Origin of the sequence: Flavivirga eckloniae (assembly GCF_002886045.1) — a bacterium.
Classification (GTDB): domain Bacteria; phylum Bacteroidota; class Bacteroidia; order Flavobacteriales; family Flavobacteriaceae; genus Flavivirga; species Flavivirga eckloniae.
The window spans coordinates 543,279-563,948 of the sequence record NZ_CP025791.1 but is presented as its reverse complement, the minus strand read 5'-3'; the positions used below and the strand labels follow the sequence as shown (position 1 = coordinate 563,948).

The 20,670-nt window shown below is 35.3% G+C and carries 12 protein-coding genes; 9 read left to right on the top strand and 3 right to left on the bottom strand.

The window, feature by feature from the left end:
• Window positions 1–7 precede the first annotated feature (7 nt).
• The 3 genes from C1H87_RS02275 to C1H87_RS02265 all read left to right on the top strand — a co-directional run bounded on the left by C1H87_RS02275 (window position 8) and on the right by C1H87_RS02265 (window position 6,368).
• Window positions 8–835, top strand: coding sequence for an ABC transporter ATP-binding protein (locus tag C1H87_RS02275; RefSeq protein WP_102754265.1), 828 nt, complete (start codon window positions 8–10; stop codon window positions 833–835).
• 148 nt (window positions 836–983) lie between these two features.
• Window positions 984–2,264 carry an alginate export family protein gene (locus C1H87_RS02270; RefSeq protein WP_102754264.1) on the top strand — a complete coding sequence of 427 codons (1,281 nt, stop codon included), beginning with the start codon at window positions 984–986 and terminating at the stop codon, window positions 2,262–2,264.
• A gap of 273 nt (window positions 2,265–2,537) precedes the next feature.
• A complete protein-coding gene (locus C1H87_RS02265; protein WP_102754263.1) occupies window positions 2,538–6,368 on the top strand; it encodes a M48 family metallopeptidase in 3,831 nt (1,276 codons plus the stop codon).
• Between the two features lie 255 nt (window positions 6,369–6,623).
• On the opposite strand, the gene C1H87_RS02260 is transcribed toward C1H87_RS02265, so the two are convergent.
• The 3 genes from C1H87_RS02260 to C1H87_RS02245 form a co-directional block, all read right to left on the bottom strand.
• Entirely contained in the window at window positions 6,624–7,265 is a 642-nt protein-coding gene (locus tag C1H87_RS02260; protein ID WP_102754262.1) for a response regulator transcription factor, read from the bottom strand.
• 2 nt (window positions 7,266–7,267) lie between these two features.
• Window positions 7,268–8,017: a sensor histidine kinase gene (locus C1H87_RS02255; protein ID WP_102754261.1), complete on the bottom strand. Its 750-nt coding sequence runs from the start codon at window positions 8,015–8,017 to the stop codon at window positions 7,268–7,270.
• Window positions 8,018–8,639: 622 nt separating this feature from the next.
• Entirely contained in the window at window positions 8,640–9,131 is a 492-nt protein-coding gene (locus C1H87_RS02245; protein WP_102754259.1) for a hypothetical protein, read from the bottom strand.
• Between the two features lie 322 nt (window positions 9,132–9,453).
• Here C1H87_RS02245 and C1H87_RS02240 point away from each other — a divergent pair, with 322 nt between their 5' ends.
• From C1H87_RS02240 to C1H87_RS02215, 6 genes are all read left to right on the top strand, one after another.
• Complete coding sequence (locus tag C1H87_RS02240) at window positions 9,454–10,197, top strand: hypothetical protein (RefSeq protein WP_102754258.1); 744 nt, start codon at window positions 9,454–9,456, stop codon at window positions 10,195–10,197.
• A gap of 694 nt (window positions 10,198–10,891) precedes the next feature.
• Window positions 10,892–13,612: an Ig-like domain-containing protein gene (locus C1H87_RS02235; protein WP_102754257.1), complete on the top strand. Its 2,721-nt coding sequence runs from the start codon at window positions 10,892–10,894 to the stop codon at window positions 13,610–13,612.
• A 44-nt stretch (window positions 13,613–13,656) separates the two neighbouring features.
• Window positions 13,657–16,134, top strand: coding sequence for a CBM96 family carbohydrate-binding protein (locus C1H87_RS02230; RefSeq protein WP_102754256.1), 2,478 nt, complete (start codon window positions 13,657–13,659; stop codon window positions 16,132–16,134).
• Between the two features lie 290 nt (window positions 16,135–16,424).
• Window positions 16,425–17,957, top strand: coding sequence for a T9SS type A sorting domain-containing protein (locus C1H87_RS02225; protein WP_102754255.1), 1,533 nt, complete (start codon window positions 16,425–16,427; stop codon window positions 17,955–17,957).
• A gap of 169 nt (window positions 17,958–18,126) precedes the next feature.
• A complete protein-coding gene (locus C1H87_RS02220) occupies window positions 18,127–19,662 on the top strand; it encodes a YifB family Mg chelatase-like AAA ATPase (RefSeq protein ID WP_102754254.1) in 1,536 nt (511 codons plus the stop codon).
• Window positions 19,663–19,787: 125 nt separating this feature from the next.
• The gene (locus tag C1H87_RS02215; protein WP_102754253.1) at window positions 19,788–20,330 is read left to right on the top strand and encodes an REP-associated tyrosine transposase; all 543 of its coding nucleotides are present in this window, start codon (window positions 19,788–19,790) and stop codon (window positions 20,328–20,330) included.
• Window positions 20,331–20,670 lie beyond the last annotated feature (340 nt).

The following is a 20,670-nucleotide window of genomic DNA, read 5'->3' as shown; positions in this document are numbered from 1 at the left end:
AATAAGTATGAAAACTATAGATTATAAAGCAACAGATATCCAAGCAGAGAATGGCATTGTTTACCCTTCCAGAGTTATGTTGGATCTAATTAACATTAAAAAAGTGTACCCAACGCCCAAAGGTGATTACACCGTTTTGGAAGATTTAAACCTTCAAATAATGAAAGAGGAGTTTGTAACTATTATTGGGCACTCTGGTTGTGGTAAAACAACCATGCTTTCTATGATAGCCGGACTTAATGCTATTTCTGGAGGTAATATATCGGTTCTGGGAAATCATATTAAAGGACCTGGACCCGATAGAGGTGTTATTTTTCAATCTCCTAGTTTAATGCCCTGGATGACTTCGCTTCAAAATGTTTTACTGGGTGTAAATCAGGTGTTCCCAGACGCTACCAAAGCACAGCGTAACGATATCGCAAAATACTATTTACAAAAAGTAGGATTAGAAGATGCCTTTAATAAAAAAGCATCCGAATTATCTCAGGGGATGCAACAACGTGTTGGTATTGCCAGAGCTTTTGCTATAAAACCCAAGGTGTTATTGTTAGACGAACCTTTTGGGATGTTGGATTCTTTAACAAGAGGGGAGCTTCAAGATATTCTTATTGAAATCTGGAACAAGGAAAAAATTACTGCGGTTATGATTACACACGATGTAGATGAAGCTATTTTTCTGGCAGATCGTGTAGTAATGATGACCAGTGGTCCAAAAGCAAAAATAGGAGATATATTGGAAATAGATTTTGAAAGACCACGAACAAGAAAAGCTGTTCTGGAACACGAAAACTATTATAAATATAGAAAGCATTTAATAGACTTTTTAGAACATTAACCAATAAAATAATTCAAAAAACCATAACTTTTAAAAAGTTAGGTTATATGAGATTTGTCATAAATAAGATGTTTTTGTCTTTTTAAATTTGACAAACCTAAATTTGAAAGTAAAATTAAATTCAAAACAAACTTAAAAACAACTAATAATGAAAAAACAATATTTATTACTAACCATCTTAGCTTTAACAATTCAATTTGCTCAAGCTCAATTTACACTAGATGGCGAATTTCGCCCACGTACTGAATATCGTAATGGTTTTGGAAGCCTAATCGCAGACGATGCAGATGCTGGGTATGGTATATCTACAAGAATACGTTTAAATGCTGGGTATAAAATAGATGCTTATAAAGTGTACATAAGTTTACAAGATGTTATGGTTTGGGGTGAAAACAGACAAATTTTACCTTACGACCAAAACAACTCATTTGCTGTTTTTCAGGCTTGGGCAGAAATTAATTTAGGAGAAGGTTTTTCAACAAAATTAGGACGTCAGGTACTATCTTACGACGACCAACGTATTTTAGGGGGATTAGATTGGGCGCAACAAGGTCGTAACCACGATGCTGCATTACTTAAGTATAAAAAAGGTAATTTTATGCTTGATTTTGCTGCAGCCTTTAATCAAGATTATTCACATCCAACAGGCTTTGTTTCAACGGGAACGGCTTATAGTACAAGAGGTTTCTTTTCATATAAAACCATGCAGATGCTATATGTAAAACAAGCATGGGAAAACTTTACAGGAAGTTTATTGTTAATGAATAACGGATTCCAAAAATTAGATACTAATAATGATCCTATCGATGGCGTAAACAATTTACAAACATTAGGAACACACTTAAAATATAAAAAAGGAAGTTTTGGTCTAGCTGCAAATGCATTTATACAAACTGGAAAAAGACAAACAGATGTAGATGTAAAAGGAGCGTATCTTTTAGGTTTGGATGCAACGTATAAAGTATCACCTAAAGTTACTTTAGGAGCTGGTGTTGAAATGATTAGCGGAAACGATGCCGATCCTGGAGAAACAGGAGCTTTCTTCCCGTTATACGGAACCAATCATAAATTTAACGGATTCATGGATTATTTCTACGTAGGAAACCATGCAAATTCTATTGGTTTATTTGATGTACATGCAAGCGCAAACTTTAAATTTACCGATACATCAAACCTTATGGTTAAGGTTTTAAACTTTAGTGGAGAACAAGATTTACCTAGCGGTGAAAAATCATTAGGAACAGAGGTAGATTTGGTTTTCAAAAAGAAGTTTAAAGGCTATGCCTTAGTTGTTGGATATTCACACTTATTCCCAGCAGATGGTATGTATGAGTTAAAAGGTATTACAGAAGCTGCAGCTTCTGATATTCAAAATTGGGGATGGGCCATGTTAGTATTGAAACCTAAATTTTTAAATGGAACTAAATAAAACTAGATAAAACTGGCTATTTCAATTTTTAAAGTCCCGCCTTGGCGGGACTTTTTTTATTAGTCACGCTAAAGGCTTGGCAGGAAAATTCAGTTTTGAGAACTCAAAATTGTAAGTAGTACTACGTATTAACAAAAAAAACATCTGTTTAGTATAATAGTCTTTTATTCAGTGTGTTAAAAGTTTTTATTCTGGCTGTTGTTACGGGAGTTGAAAAATAATTAAACAAAAAGATCAATAATTATACTATATTTAAATACAAATACATAATTAATGAATAGCTTTTACACCCCAATTTCAGCTAAAGTACCCGCTAATTATACAAAACCCACGACTTCTTTTACGAAACATGTTTGGTTATCAGTTTTTGGCCTGTTACTTTTTATCGTTTTATACTTAGGATTAACTATTTGGTTTGGCAGACTTGCTTACAATCTATTTTTAGATGCCAGTAATTTCGATGGTCATTTTTCCAATTATTTCTTGGCCGTAGGCTTTGGATTTTTATCCATATTTATGGCAAAATCCTTATTCTTTTTAAACAAAAGAGAAGAAAATCCCATAATTAAGTATATCAATGAAAAGGAAGAACCTGTATTATTTGATTATTTACACAAACTGGCGGACGAGGCCGGAGCACCCAGACCACATAAAGTATTTTTAACCGACCGTGTAAATGCGAGCGTATCTTACGATATATCGCTTATAAATCTATTAATACCATCTAAAAAGAATTTAGAAATTGGCTTAGGTTTGGTTAATGTACTCAGTTTAGGAGAATTTAAGGCCGTTTTGGCTCACGAGTTTGGTCACTTTGCCCAACGTTCCATGTTACTGGGACGTTATGTATATGTTGCACAGCAAATAGCATCCCGAATAGTCGGTAAGCGTGATGGATTCGATACGTTTCTTGCAGGACTGTCCAGAGTAGACTTAAGAATCGCATGGATAGGCTGGATTCTTTCCATATTAGTTTGGGCTATCAGGTCTTTAATAGAAACCTGTTTTAGAATTGTGGTTGTAGCAGAACGAGCCCTGTCTCGTGAAATGGAATTTCAGGCAGACTTGGTTGCTGTTTCCTTAACCGGAAGTGATGCCTTGATACATGCACTGTACAAACTTCAAATAGCAGATGAAGCTTATGATAATGCTATAAATTGCCTAAATGAAGAACTGGCAGATAAAAAAGCTGTTAAAGATATGTATACCCTACAATCTAATTATATACAGCAAATGGCAAAAACTTTGGATGAACCTAACTATGGTAAATCGCCGGAGTTGCCTAAAGAAGCTTTAGAAAATCATAGAATTTTTACATCAAAAAAATATAATCCACCAAAAATGTGGTCTACACACCCCGCAGATGTAGACAGGGAAAACAATGCAAAGCAGGTATATATTTATGAACCGGTAGATGGTAAATCATCATGGGATTTGTTTTCCGATGCCCAATCGTATCGTGAGGATATGACGGAGAGGCTTATTAAAACAGCTAAAGTAGAGACAACTGTAATAAACAATGAAGAAGCGCTTAAAAATCAAAACAACGAGTATTTTAACTGGACATTTTTAGATTCAAAATATCATTCAGCGTTTTTTAACAGATATGCCTTTTTGCATTTCAAGTCTCCAGAAACACTGTTTGAAAGTAATATAAGTGATGCTTCTTTAGAAGAAAGTTTCAAAAAGATATACCCGAAAAATATAAGCGAAAAAATAAAATACACACGCGAGCTTGAAGAAGAAATAGCAGCACTTATAATTAGCGAAAATGAATCGTTAACACTTGAAAAAAGGCGGGTTTGGCATCGTGGAAACCAGATTAAACGAAAGGATATTCCGAACATATTAATTGGTTTGAAAAAAGAGCTCAAAACGTTGCAAACCGAACTAGGAGATCATGATGCATTGTGTAGAACATTACACTACAAATCAGCAGAAAAAATAGATAAGAATTGGGGTGTATATTTAAAAAAGCTTACCGGTTTAGTGCACTATAGCGAGCATAGTATTTCTAATATAAATGATGTAGCAAGAAAGTTCAATAATGTATTAAACATAGCTTTGGCAGATGGTAATGTATCATCGTCTGAGTTAGTAGATATAATAAATGTTTCCAATGAATATTATAATGTGTTAAGACGTATTTATAAGCATTCCGAAACAATAAATTTAGACTCAAAATTACTTGAAAATATGAAGGTTGAAAACTATCAATCTTTATTCGAGGAATTTAAACTCCCATCGCCGACTAAAGAAAATATAAACGATTGGATAAATGTCGTTAGTGGTTGGGCGTCGCTAGCATTAAGAGGGCTAGAAAAGTTGAGAAACGAGTCGTTAGAATTGCTTTTAGATACCGAAGAGGACATTAAAGAAGCTTATTTAGATAATAAAAGTTTAAATAGTATACCAACAATTACAGGTGTACCAGAAGACTACCAAACACTTGTTCCCGGTAGCGAAAGAAACATTCAAAGAAAACTAGGAGCATGGGATCGTTTTGCTACTGGCGATGGATTTGTGCCATCTGCTGCAAAATTTGGAATAGCAGGAAGTATTTTATTTGCAGCCATCTTTTGGGGAAGTCAATCCCAAAAGCTACCATTCTATATATACAATGGTTTGCAAACCCATGTCAATGTGAATATTGATAGTAGAACGATAAGTTTAGAACCCAATGAAAAAGAAGAAATACAGTTGAATTATGGTACAACATACGATATAACAACAACTTCTAATGGTTTAATTGTTGAAAATGAGAGTTTTGAGTTTACCGAGCACGATACTTATATTTACAATATTGCCAATGCAGCCGTTTTTATACAAAACCCCATTTTTTATGGCTATAAAATAACTCCAAATGGCATAAATGACAGTGAGATTTTAGGTGCTAAAAAACTGTTTTCTGTAAAGGCCGATTACATTTTAGAAGAACCACCAGAAACCATATCAATGCCAACCGGAAGCATAGGGGAACGTAGAGAGGCTATTTCAGCTTATAGTAATGTTGCTCCTGAGAATTTAACATCCGTTATTGAAAGCTCTGAAGATTTAGAAAAAATCATTAAATCTCATAGTATGTGGGACGATCGCAACAGCAAGAATGTACTAAGTTGGATTTATTATTTAAAAAATGTTGAAGCGGGTACAAAAGTGATAGAATCGCGTTTAAGTCGAAACCCTAATGAAGCAATAAGTTTAAGGGCTATGCAGGACCTTTCAGATTCATTAACACATAAAAGTGTTTGCGAAAAACATATACAATTATCACAAGACAATCCCGACAATGCTACGTTTTATTATTTAGCTACGCGTTGCATAGAGGATGAAGATTTAAAGAACCAACGATTTGTTTCCGGGCATAAAAAATGGAAAGACCATGATTGGTTAGCTTATGCATCAGCTTATGTTTACATAGAAAGGGGCGATTTAAGATCGGCCTACGATGCTTTTAAGGTTGTTTCGCAAAACAATGAATCGTTAGCCGAATTAATTGCCATTGAGGCAGAACGTGTTAAGCGCATATTAAACATTAAAGAAAATGGGCGTTATGAAACCATTGTAAACAACCCGGATATAGATTTTTATAATGGTATTGAAAATGGTGAGATAGAAGGGAAGGAGACCAATTCGGATTATGTTTATTATTTAATTCAAAAAGGAAATTTAGAAGAAGCGTATAAACTATCTCAGAATTTTGAAAGTATAAAAGACTACGCACATTGTTTAATTGCAAGTTCAAAAGGTGCTACTAAACAAATGAAAGATGCCATTTTTAATGATAAAGAATTGTCAGGTCTTAATTTAGGTTCTGTTTGGTCAGTTTTAGGGCTGGCAATTAAAGAAAACAGAAATTACAAAATGTATCTGGATACTTTTGATCTGTTAGAATTAGAAGACGGTTTTATAGTAAAGCTTATTAATTTAATTAAAACTAAAAATTATACCGAGGTAGATAACCATATAAAATCCTTAAGCTTAAGGTGGAAAGCCCATACCTATGTTATGGCAAGCATTATTTTAGATGGTAACATTCCTTTAAAGTGGAAACAGGTATACAAAGCAGGACTGTTTGCTAACGAAAAGCCGTTTTTGAATTAGTATGAGATAAAGTTCGTCATTCAGAAAGACTTCATGGCTCATTACACTAAAGTATAAACAAATATAATCCAACTAAGCCGAAAAGAGACCTGTCAGATTTTTAAAATCTGACAGGTCTGTATTTGGTTGTTTATTAATAAGTAAATATTGTTTGTTTATTTGTAAATAATTTTTGTTAAGGTTAAAACCCGTAAAACATTGATTTGTAAATGTTGCAACTATGCTATCTGGTAGATTCCTGCCTGCGCAGGAGTTTTACATCTTATAAATACCATTTTTAATAGCATATAAAACAAGGCCTATTCGGTTTTTAACATTCAATTTTTGAAAAAGGTTGTCCCTGTATCCATCAATGGTTTTTGGGCTTAAAAACATCTTTTCGGCTATTTGCTTATAAGTCATTTCCGAGCAGGAATGTTTTATAAATTCAATTTCCCTATCCTTTAATTGAATCTTGGTGGAATTATCATCATTTAAAGAATTAATCAAAATATTAGAGACATCTTTAGTGTGGTAATACCCATGTTTTATGGTTTCGTTTAAAGCTAATTCCAAGACATCTTTTTCAACGTCTTTAAGTAAATAACCTTTAGCTCCAGCTTTAAGCATTTTTATAATAGTAGTATCGTTTTCTTCTACAGAAAGTGCAATAACATTAACTTTAGGATATTCATTTCTTACAATTTCGGTGGTTTCTATACCATTTAAAATAGGCATATTAACATCCATAAGTATAATATCAGGAATATTTTCTGGTGTTTTTAGTTTGGTAAGGAGCTCTTTACCATTTTTACAGGTGTAGAGTACGTTAAAGTTGTTAAAGGAATCTACCAAGCTTGCTATAGCTTGAGATAACAAAACATGATCTTCAACAATTACTACGGTATGTGTCTCCATATTTAAAGTTTAAATGTAATGGTTAATTCGGTTCCTTTATTAGGTACCGATAAAATAGTAGCATCTGCATTTACCAATTTAGCTCTATTTTTTATGTTAGTTAATCCAATACCAGAATGGCATTGTTCGTTTAAATTAAACCCCAAACCATTGTCTTTTGCCTTAATAACTAATGTGTTGTCTGTTTGGTAATCCAGCAAAATATCGAGGTGAGTCGCCTTGGCGTGCTTTATGGTATTTGAAAAAAACTCTTGTAAAATTCTAAAGAATACAATCTCAATCTTATTATCAATTTTTACCCGATCTCCTTTAACAGTAAGGTTGGCTTCTATAAAATTAAGTCTGTTAAACCTGCCAATCTCATCGTTTATGGCCTGTTCCAAAGACATGTTTTTTAAAGCGTCTGGATTAATCAATTTAGATAAAATTCTTAGCTCCTTAAGGCTCGTATTAAGCGTTGCTTTTACATCCTCAATGGGGGAGTTGTTTTGTAACTGTATTTTTGCTAAGGTTAATAATTGCCCGATATTATCATGCAATTCCCAACTAATATTTCTAAAGGTTTCTTCTCTAATTTCTATTTTGGCTTTGGAAATTTCTTGTTCAAACTGCTTTTCGGCAAATTCATTTTTTAAGAGCAGGGCATTTTTTCTTTTTTGAAAAAGGAGAAAAAGAGAAATCATTGTAATCATTAAAATAAGTAATACTACAGAAGATATAATTAAAAATGATTGTATTTCTTTTTCGTCCATGTGAAACCTATTATATAACAGCCATACAAAACCATATTTAGGAAAACCAAGATAATGGTAAATGCTGAATTATTAATTAGAACATTAAAATATTTAGACAATAACATAAATGGTATCATACTTATATTAAAAAGTACAAGAGCTGTTGTTATCCAGAAACTTAGTTTGTATTTTATTTTTAAAGTATAGCTCGAATTAAATAATTGATGTAGGTGAAATACGGCTAAAATTAGCAAAAAAGAGGCTCCTATTACGAAACTGTATTCTTGATATTCGGTATATAGTCCATTTAAAATATACAGAATCACGAATACAGCACTTAGTGCTATTGTTATCTTTTTATACATATTATGTATTAAAATAGAATAGTACCACCTGTAAAAAAACAAAAAACTTATACCTGTATAACTGTAATAAACCCATGTATTGTCGATTTTAAAATAACTAAGCAGTGCACCTAATATGGAATCTACTAAAAAAGTGAACCATAAGAAATGTAAAAAATAACGTTCTGTTGAGTGAGCATATTTTTTATAATGGATTAGTGCAACAATTGCCGTTATGAATTCAAGTAGGTCAATGGTATATAGGTATAAGTTATTCATTTAAAGCATTAAAATTTTTAATCTACATCCTTTGGAGGTCTTCCGGCATGCCCATAATTATAGGCTGGAATATTAGTAATATTATCATCACCAACTGCTGTAGTTATTGGCAAAAAACTTGCTTTTGAATGTGTTTTATTTCCTGTAGGAACTAAAAAAACCGTAGAATAACCAGGATCAGGATATCTGTCATCCTTTGGGTAGGCGCCGTTATAAATACGAATACCTAAATTTTCGTAGCCTAATTCTTTGGCTTCCTGTTCTACAAATTTAATGTACTGTTTTAATCCTTTTAAGTCAAACCAGAACTCACGAGCGTCATCTATTTGTAGATATTCTCTAATAGCAACACTTCGTGTTTTTTTATACTCTTCTTCTAAAGTATTAGCATATTCATAGTCGATAATTTGTTTCGGAGGCTTTACTTTTTTCTTTTCTTCACATGATTGGAAGAACAATGCCATAATTAATAAAATGATAGCCAGTTTTTGATTCGATTTTGTTTTCATCTATGTTTTTAATTAAATGGTTACTTTCAAAAATACATATTAAAAATTGAATTTTATACGCTATTAAGATGTTATGTCGAACACGTTTTTATTGTAAGTATTTGTTTTTCAGTTTTTTATATGTTATTTGCTTTTGTTTATAGGGGTTATCTTGTTAAAAAAAGGGGAAAAACACCCTTGTTTAAAAATAATACACCTGACATTTTTTAGAATATTCTCCTGTCTGGTTTTCAAGTATTTCCCTCTTGAGTTAATACGTTTTTAGAAATAGTTTTGAGCTATAATACTCGACAATCAAAATAAACCGTAAAAGTCTCTCAAGATGGAAACCACTCAAAATATTTTAACCTTTAAAAATACCATCGATGGTATTTGGATTAATAATGATAAAAACACAAAAAAAATAGCAAAGGTTATTATATCTAACAATGGAAAAAATGTTCAGGTGTTTGATAAATATGGTTCGAATGATAGTGACTGGGGTGTAAAAGTACTAACTCCGGAAACCAACAGCACGGACATGTACTGGACTATTTTTTATAGCCGTTTAGTAAAATCCATATTCATATTTACCATTAACAGAAATATAATGGAAGTAAGGTATGAGCAAGATTATAAATCGTCATCAAAAGAAACGGAAAGCTTTGTGGAAAACTTCACAAAACAAGATGAATGTTTAAATGAGTCTATTGATACGACAACGTCTGTTAAAAACCGGATACTTTCAACAAGACAGTCGGAGGAGATGTTTCCAGAGCAGCTAGATCATGCACCCGTTTTATTTACAGATGATTTAGTTTCCGATCATAATCTTAAAACTTTTAAAGGTTCAACAGTTGTAACGGAAGAAGCTATTTACCCTATTAGTAAAACTAAACCCAAAGGCTTCTCTTATTTACGCAGGGCTTATCACTTTAATTATGGAAAAGATTATGGGTTACGTAAAAGGTTATTGAGCGTATTTGCATTTATTGGTTCGATTATAAACAAGGTGGGTCATGCAATTTCTACTCGTAGGCTTACATCATTAATAAGTACAGCTTCTCAACATACCAACTCGCTATAACATTCGCGAAACAGTGACTATTTGAATTACTAAAACAAGAAAAGTACTTGGCATATTTCATAATTAGGATGGTTATAACTTAAGTTATGCTAAGTATTAATTAAGGCCTCAAAATTATTTTGAGGCCTTATATTTTTAAAACTTAAATTTTTTCCAAAATTCCCCAATAATGTAATTCTTAATTGTGAGGCAAATTCATTTTTCGGTAAAAATGAATATAAATTTGTGTGTTTTAATTTTCAATTAAATAAAGATTAAAACTTTATAAGCAATTGCAAGTAAGCATAGTTGCTTTCAGGAAATTCTCATTCTAATCATGGTTTTAGCTACATACGACAAACGGTCGTTTTACAACTTAATAATTGAAATAAATATTTGATTATTAGGATGATATATTCTTTTTTTTATATATTTAAATCACTTACCTAAAGTAATAGTAATAAAAATTATAGCACAATTTTTATTACTACACAAAATTAAAACCAAATACTATTTGGTATTGCTACATAGTTGGTTTTTAAAAAAGCCAATATATCCAATCCCATTAATGTGGAATATGGGGTGGTAAAAAATTTAATAAGATGTCACACTGGCATTGACATTTACACATTGATAAAAATTCTAACCGATTTGACGCTTACTTGTATTGAAGTATACAAGAGGAAAACGTAAACGAATTTAACATTTTTATCAAATGAAACGTAAAGTTTTACCAATTCTTATGTTGGTCTTAGCGACCGCATTTACACAAATTTTTGCTCAACGACCTTTTTTTAACAAAAACACTGACATTTTAATTGCTCAGTTTGATAGTAAACCAGACCCAGACGACATTCATGCGCAAGCAGCATTGGGTTGCATGTTAGCGCATCCAGACCTTGCCGGTGTTGAGTATTACGCCGTTGCAGGAGCTGTAGGAATTCAGAATGGACAGTTTATCGACTCTGATAACTTGTTCAATATGGCATTTGGAAGTAGCAACTGGACAGACGCAGATGCCAATTGGTCTGCATCGGTTACCAATATTAAAAACAAGGTAGTACCTATTCTACAAGCAGGGGGAAAGGTATGGGTTCAGGAAGCCGGGCAATCTAATATTACGGCAGATTGGATTGCACAAGTGCTACAAACCGTATCTGCCTCAACAGTTAAGAACAATGTTATTGTTGTTCAGCATAGTAACTGGAATGAAAACCAAACGGCTTCTTCCGATCTGAACTATGTAAAAGATAAAGCCAAATATTTTGCTATTGATGATGGTAATGCACCATTTGGTGCGGGTTGGGGAGATCGTGGTCCCTGGGAAACTCCTGAGTATAGAAGTAAACAAAGTACCTGGATTGCACAAGCTAAAAGCTCGGTGAATCCAGTTGCAAGTCAGCTTTGGACAGAAGCAGATAATATTATTGATACACTATGGCCCAATGGATATCCTCATGATTGGTCTTATATTCATTTTGATGGGGTTGATTATTCCGACTGTGCCGAAAACTGGTGGATTTTTAATATTGGATCGAATGCCGATAGCACTGCTAAGTTCTGGAGTAGATATGTAACCAATACACCTAGTGGTACCGTTAATGTAACAAGTATTACGGTTTCACCATCGGCATTATCAATTAATGTAGGAGATACAGGGACGTTAAATGAAACCGTTTCACCATCCAATGCAACAGATAAATCGGTGTCGTGGTCTTCTAATAATACAGCAGTAGCTACGGTTAACTCTAGTGGTATGGTAACAGGAATAAGTACTGGTACGGCAACAATTACCGTAACAACAAATGATGGCGGATTTACAGATACCTCTACTGTTACCGTGTCTAGTTTACCGCCTGGCACTATTTCTATCGGAAATCCAACAAATACTAATGCGGGGATAGATGGTTGGAAGTCCAATTTGGTTATTAATGAATCGGAAACATACACAAATACATCTGGAGCCAGCCAAACACTTAATGTCAATCAATTTGTATTTTATGCCAATAGAAAAGCCGACCCGGTTACACCATTTGTTGTAAAAGTTAATGCCAATAATGATTTTACGGTATTGGCTGTGGGAACGTCTCGAGCTTCCTCGGCATATAACGTAGGAGAGAATACAGTAGCATTTAATACAGGAACAGCCAAACAGATTACATTAGCTAATGGAGAAACTATCGCACCTGGTTTTCTGGATGCTAACGCCAATGGTTCCGGGGGGAGTGTAGGATCGGTAATACCATTCGATTCGAACAGTCCCGCAGACGAGATCTGGTATAGTGGAGGTTCAGCTAGCGGTAATTCAGCCAGCGTATCAGAAGGTTCAGCTCCAACAGGAGGGCAAAGTACTATAACAAACCTAACAAGAAACTACAGGTTTAAGATCAACCTTTCCGTAAATACAGGGAATCCGGGCGTTAGCGTAACCGGAATAACCGTAGCGCCAACCTCACTTAACTTAACCGTTGGTAATTCAGGAAATCTAACAGAAACCGTTTCACCTTCTAATGCATCAAATAAAAGTGTTAGCTGGAGTTCAAGCAACACATCGGTAGCAACAGTAAATAGTAGTGGCGTTGTTAGCGCAGTGGCTGTAGGAACCTCGGTCATTACAGTTACAACAGCAGATGGAGGTTTTACTGCCACAAGCAATGTTACGGTTACCGCTGGAGGTGGAGGATCAACAACCGTTACACTGTCACCCATTCACGATGCTTACTTACAAGGTTCTACTAACTTTAATAACAATATTATTAGAATAGAATCTGGAAATAGAGTAGGGTATCTTATGTATGATCTAAGTGGTGTTACGGGAACAATAACCAATGTAGATCTTAAAATGACTTGTAATAGTGATTCAGGAAATGGTAACATCAATATTAACCTCGGTACATCCAACAATTGGACGGAAACCACGCTTTCTAATTCAAACAAGCCTGGCTTAGGTACATTATTGGGGAACCTTAATAGCACTTATAGCATCGGATCGACTTATACCTGGGCGTTAAACGCAAATGCCTTAAGTGGAGGTGGTAATGTAAGTTTGGTCGTTTCTGCTACAAGTGGTAATGATGCGGCATTTGCTTCAAAGGAAAATAGTGTAACCGAACCTCAATTGGTAATTACCTATAACTCTTCTAGTGCAAGCAAGGCGGTTAAATCGGCAGCTTTAAGTGTCATTAAATCGAACAGGCCTGAAGCTAAACTTTTGCCTAATCCAATTTCTAATGGAGCATTTAAAATTAACTTTTACAAGCATAATGGCCCTACAAATATTACCATATTTGATGTTATGGGACGATTGGTTTACAAAACAAAAACTTCTGAAAACCAGTTAATCCTCGACTCAAATATTTTTGCTTCAAAAGGATTCTATTTTATCAATGTTTTAAGTGATAATCACCGTCAAACCATAAAAGCGGTTGTCGAGTAAAGTAACAAAAACTGAAACTTTATAAAACATAAAATAGTTACGATATGAAAATTAAAAAATTAATACTAGTTATAAGTATACTCTTAATTGGTAAAACGGGTTTTGCAGATCCTCCAACAGCGCCCCCGGGTTATAAGTGGCAATTATCGGCAGTATATTCAGATGAATTCAATGGTAATAACCTTGACCTTACCAAATGGAGAAAAGAACATCCTTTCTGGAATGGTAGGAGGCCTGCATGGTTTAATCCTGCTTCAATTTCGGTGGGAGATGGATACATGAAAATTACAAACGGTGTTCTTAATCAACCTTTTGATGGATATGAAATTTACGGAGGAGCTGTGACTTCTGTAAACGAAAACACCAAATTCGCTTATTACGAATGCCGATTAAAGGCTTCTTCCACCAGAATGTCAACCACGTTCTGGTTAGAAAACAGAAAAGCACCTTTACCGGGAGGATGTGGCGGAGATAGTTATAGTCAGGAGTTAGATATTGTCGAGACGATTGGAGATGCTACGAATAACCCTGTTTTTGCCACGCATATGAAATCGAACACCCATTTTAGATGGAAAAATTGTAGCGGTGGTAACGAGCAGTTCTTTTCCAGAGGCACAACTACGGGACCTATAAAAGCTCCTAACGGATCTAATCAGCAAAGCGACGAAGGATTTCATACCTATGGTGCTTGGTGGAAAGATGCTAATGAAGTGACATTTTACCTTGATGATCAAGAAGGAGAAACCGTGCAGTTTAGAACAGATAAAACATCGACGCCTTTTAATCGAGGTATGTTTATATGTATGGTAACCGAAACGTACACTTGGGAACAGCGGCCTACCGATGCATCGCTTACAGACCCTACGAGAAACACGTCATACTATGATTGGGTAAGGGTTTGGACGTTAGTCCCTGATGATGGTAGTCCTGTAGCAGTAACGGGTGTATCAGTTTCACCATCCGCGGTATCAATGAACGTAGGTGAAACAGAGCCGTTAAATGAAACCGTATCACCTTCAAACGCAACCAATAAATCGGTATCATGGTCTTCGAACAATACGTCAGTAGCAACCGTTAATTCTAACGGAGTCGTAACTGGAGTATCGGCAGGAACAGCAACCATTACCGTAACAGCAGCAGATGGTGGATTTACAGACACCACTACAGTTACGGTATCGAATGCTCCTCCCGGAGGTGGTATTTCTATAGGAAATCCAACCAATACCAATGCAGGGATAGACGGTTGGAAGTCTAATTTGGTCATCAATGAATCAGAAACATATACGAACAATACAGGAGCGAGCCAGACCCTAAACGTAGACGAATTTGTATTCTATGCCAACAGGAAAGCCGACCCCGTTACCCCATTTGTAGTAAAGGTAAATTCCGATAACAATTTCACAGTGTTAGCAGTAGGGACATCTCGAGCCTCATCTGCCTATAATGTAGGTGAAAACACGGTAGCATTCAATACCGGTACAGCCAAGCAGATTACCCTAGCTAACGGAGAGACCATCGCACCAGGATTTTTGGATGCCAATGCTAATGGCTCTGGAGGAAGCATAGGATCGGTAATACCATTCGACTCCAATAGTCCCGCAGACGAGATTTGGTATAGCGGTGGCTCAGCCAGTGGTAACTCAGCCAGTGTCTCAGAAGGTGCAGCCCCTACAGGTGGATTGAGCACCCTAACAAACCTGACAAGAAATTATAGGTTTAGGATTAACTTGTCTGTCGATTCTCCTGGCGGAGGGTCACAAACAGTAACACTATCACCGATACATGATGCCTATACTCAGAATGGTTCGAATAATAACAATAACCTTATTCGGGTGGAAAATACAAGCAGGGCTAGAATAGGCTATTTGCAGTATGACTTGAGTGGCATTAATGGTTCGATTACGTCGGCTCAATTAAAAATGACCTGTAATTCCGATGCGGGTAATGGATCGTTGTCTATTTCGGCAGCCTTAGCAAATAGTAATAATTGGACAGAAAGTAATGTGTCTGGTAGTAATGCACCTTCGTCCAGTGGCACACTAGCAACCAAGCAAGGTCCATTTAACCCGGGAAATACTTATACTTGGGACTTAAATACCAGTTCGTTGAGTGGTGGTGGTAATGTGAGTTTAATTCTTACAGCATCGAGCGGTAGTGATGATGTGGCTTTTGCTTCTAAAGAAAATAGCGCTACAGAACCTCAGTTAGTTATAACCTATAATTCGGAGTTAGCGAGTAAAAGGCTTAAAAAACAGGAAGATACTTATCCGTTAACTTCTGTATTGAGAGCTTATCCCAACCCAATTACTGGAAGTACCTTTACGGTTGATTTAAGGAGATACGATAGCGATGTTCAAGTCAGAATATTTGATATTCATGGAAGACTTTTATACAACAAAAAGGCAAGTCCGAAGAAATTGAAATTAAAATCCAATATATTCCGAGAACCTGGAATTTATATGATTAATGTTAAAAGCATGTCTTCAGGAGAAACGAAATCATTATTAATGACCTTTCTGTAGTTTGTTTGTAAATGGGTAAGTGAATGATTTATGCCATCATGTTTTGCATGGTGGCATTTTTGTGCGTTTTAGTTTCTTAACAGTTGGAAAACAATTACATACTTAAAAAAGCTTTTGGAAGTTTTGTTTACGGTTTGGAATCCAAAAATTACCAATATTAATTTTAATGAGAATTCAGGAATTTTTGTGGTAAAATAAAAGCAAAATACTTGCTTAAAATCATACAAGAAAAGGTATTTTCGTACCAACTTTATGACAGCTTCTAAATTAGAAAAACATCAAAAAAATATATGAAAAATATTTTATTACTAATTGCATTGATACCTTTTACAATACTATCGCAAACACAAATAGGTGTTGATATTGATGGGGAAGCCAGAGGTGATGAATCAGGAGACAGTGTTTCTTTATCTGCCGATGGTAAAGTAGTGGCTATTGGAGCACGACTTAATGATGGTAATGGTGTTTCTTCGGGACATGTTCGTGTTTATAGAAATATGGGTTCAACCATGGGGTGGGTTCAAGTAGGCAGTGATATTGATGGAGAAGCAGAAGGTGATGAATCTGGAGGAAGTGTTTCTTTGTCTGCCGACGGTAAAGTGGTGGCCATTGGTGCAAGATTTAATAACGGTAATGGTACATTTTTAGGGCATGTACGAGTGTATAAAGATATGGGAACTCCTTTGGGATGGATTCAAGTGGGTGACGATATTGACGGTGAATCAGCATTGGATTTTTCAGGAGACAGTGTCTCTTTATCTGCCGATGGGGCAGTTGTAGCCATAGCTGCTCGATATAATGATGGTAATGGGCTAACTTCTGGTCATGTACGTGTGTATAAAGATATGGGAACATCTTTGGGGTGGATTCAAATAGGTAGCGACATTGATGGGGAAACAGAAGGTGATGGATCAGGAGATAGTGTTTCTATATCCGCTGATGGTAAAGTAGTGGCTATTGGTACACGAGGGAGTGATGATAACGGTATTTCTTCAGGTCATGTACGTGTATATAAAGATATGGGAACTCCTTTAGGATGGGTGCAAGTGGGGAATGATATTGATGGTGAATCTGCTGTAAATGAATCAGGAGGAAGTGTTTCTTTATCAGCAGATGGGAAAGTGGTGGCTATTGGCGCACGATATTATAACATTGATGGACATCCTAAACGTTCTGGACATGTGCGTATCTATAGAGATATGGGATCTTCTTTAGGATGGGTTCAAGTAGGAAGTGATATAGTAGGGGAGTCAATATATGAAGAATTAGGTACTAGTGTTTCTTTATCTGCAGATGGAACTGTAGTGGCAATTGGAGCACCAGGAAGTAGAGATTATAGTGCTTCTCGTTCAGGTTATGTACAAGTGTATAAATATAGAGATATCCCTACAGGTTGGGTTAAAATGGGAAATAGTATTGTTGAGGAAGCATCTGGTGATGCTAGTGATGATGATAATTCAGAAGGAAGTGTTTCTATATCTGCAGATGGTTCAGTCGTAGCCATTGGAGCACGACTTAATGATGGTAATGGTGTTTCTTCAGGCCATGTGCGTGTATTTGATTTAAATAATGTTTTATCCAGTGATAATTTTATGAAGGAAGAACAGGTTGGTTTTTATACAAACCCTGTATCTAATACTTTGCAAATTACTTTTAAAGAAAACTTGAGGTTAAAACAAGCAGCTATCTACACGGTTTTAGGTACTTTGGTAAAAGTATCAACAACAGACCTAATAGACGTTTCTACACTTGCAAAAGGAACTTACTTTGTAGAAATTATAACAAATAAAGGGAAAACTACTAAAAAAGTTATAGTAAAATAATAACCCAATAGTGTCATAACTATTTTAAATACTTCGAAAGTATCTGGTATTATTCTTTAGTATAATACTAATTCTAATGCGGTAAAAATAAAACCTGATGGATTAAAAAATATCTGAATTTTATATTTAGGTTAATTTTCCTACATTTAGCCGTTAATAGAATTATTGTATGCTCAAAAAAGTCTTCGGAAGTGCCGTTTTCGGCGTAGAAGCCACAACAATAACCGTTGAGGTAAATGTAGATTCTGGAATAGGTTACCATTTAGTCGGATTGCCAGATAATGCCATTAAAGAAAGTAATTATCGTATTGCAGCAGCTCTCCAAAACAATGGTTATAAAATCCCCGGAAAAAAGATCACCATAAATATGGCGCCAGCCGATTTACGAAAGGAAGGAAGTGCATACGACCTTACTTTAGCCATCGGAATTCTTGCTGCCTCAAAACAAATTCAGGCTGAAACTTTAGAGAAATATTTAATCATGGGGGAACTTTCCCTTGATGGAAGTTTACAACCCATAAAAGGCGCTTTGCCTATAGCGGTTAAGGCACGAGAAGAAGGTTTTAAAGGTTTTATTTTACCGGCAGCCAATGCTAAAGAAGCTGCCATTGTAGATGGATTGGAAGTTTATGGTGTAGAAACCATTAAACAAGTTATAAATTATTTTGATAAAGGAGAACCACTTGAACAAACCATTATCAATACTCGTGAGGAATTTTATAAAAACTTGGAGTTTCCGGAATTCGACTTTTCCGATGTTAAAGGTCAGGAAGGTATTAAACGCTGTATGGAAATTGCAGCGGCTGGTGGACATAATATTATTTTAATAGGTCCTCCGGGAGCTGGTAAAACTATGTTAGCGAAGCGCTTGCCTAGTATTTTACCACCAATGACCTTGCATGAAGCTTTAGAAACAACTAAGATACATTCGGTGGTGGGGCGAATAAAAGATTCCGGACTAATGGCTCAACGTCCGTTTAGGAGTCCTCATCATACAATTTCTGACGTAGCACTCGTAGGTGGTGGTGCATTTCCACAACCCGGGGAAATCTCTTTATCTCATAATGGTGTGTTGTTTTTAGATGAATTGCCAGAATTTAAGCGAGGTGTTTTAGAGGTATTGCGACAGCCGTTGGAAGATAGAGAAGTGACGATTTCACGTGCAAAGTTTACAGTAACTTATCCATCATCGTTTATGTTAGTGGCAAGTATGAACCCAAGCCCTGGAGGTTATTTTAATGACACTAATGCACCTGTAACCTCAAGTCCGGCAGAAATGCAACGCTATTTAAGCAAAATATCAGGGCCGTTATTAGATCGCATCGATATTCATATTGAAGTCACTCCTGTTCCTTTTGATAAGTTGTCTGATGATAGAAAAGGAGAAACCTCGGTAGATATTAGAAAGCGGGTTACCAAAGCCAGAGAAATTCAAACCGATCGTTTTAAAGAATCTGATGTTGTGCATTATAATGCGCAAATGAATACTAAGCAAATTAGGAAGTATTGTTTGTTGGATGAAGCTTCTAAAGAATTATTAAAAACAGCTATGGAGCGCTTGAATTTATCTGCACGCGCTTATGATAGAATTTTAAAAGTTTCTAGGACTATTGCAGATTTGGAGGGCGTAGAAGGCGTTAATGGTTCGCATATTAGTGAGGCGATTCAATATAGGAGTTTGGATCGTGAGGGGTGGTTGGGGTGATGAATTCCAGCGTTGTATGCTGAACTTGTTTCAGTAAGGCAGGAATCTTTTAATATTAGTGTTTATAAGGAGCAACAGCTAGTTCGAATGTCGAGCTCTTGATATTAGAAAAGAAATATAGTTTTATGAGTAGAAAATATAAATTCCATAACAAACAAGGCGCATATTTTATAAGTTTTGCAACGGTTTACTGGTTAGATGTTTTTATTCGTCAAATTTATTTTAATGTTTTAGAAGAAAGTATAAATTATTGTAGAGCAGAAAAAGGAATGGAAGTGTTTGCCTATTGTTTTATGCCAAGTCATGTTCATTTAATATTTCGTTCTAAAAATGAAGATCCGTCAGGGTTGATTAGAGATTTTAAAGGTTTTACTGCTCGGAAATTAATAAAAACTATAGAAGAAAATTCGCAAGAAAGTAGAAAAGAATGGCTATTGTGGATGATGGAACGAGCAGGAAAGAAAAAAAGTAATGTAAAACGACGTCAATTTTGGCAACAGCATAATAAACCAATTGAATTATGGAGTGATAAAGTAGTGCAGCAAAAGATAGATTATATTCATAATAACCCTGTTGAAGCAGGTTTTGTTACGAATCCAATCGATTGGAAATATAGCAGTGCAAGAAATTATCAAGAAGATCAAACTATTTTGAAAATTGATATATGATCTTAAACTAATATTTTGCTAGCGCGAGCGTCATGCTCGTGAAGGCATGAGTAAGAAATAGTATTGATTTTGATATTTTAAAGCAAATCTTTAACGGCACGAGCAAGATGCTCGCGCTAGCAGGGTGATGAATTCCTACATGGTCACTGAGCGTAGTTGAAGTGAAGGCAGGAATTTAAATACAGATATTAATCTAAATTAAAATGAATTAATTGTTTTTGCTTACTCTTGTCTCCACTAGTTTTTAAACTAGCAGTAGCGGTGTACTTCAATCTAAAAACCGAACAGGTTCAATCAAAAAAAAGCTTCCGAAAGATAAATCTTCCGGAAGCTTCTATTT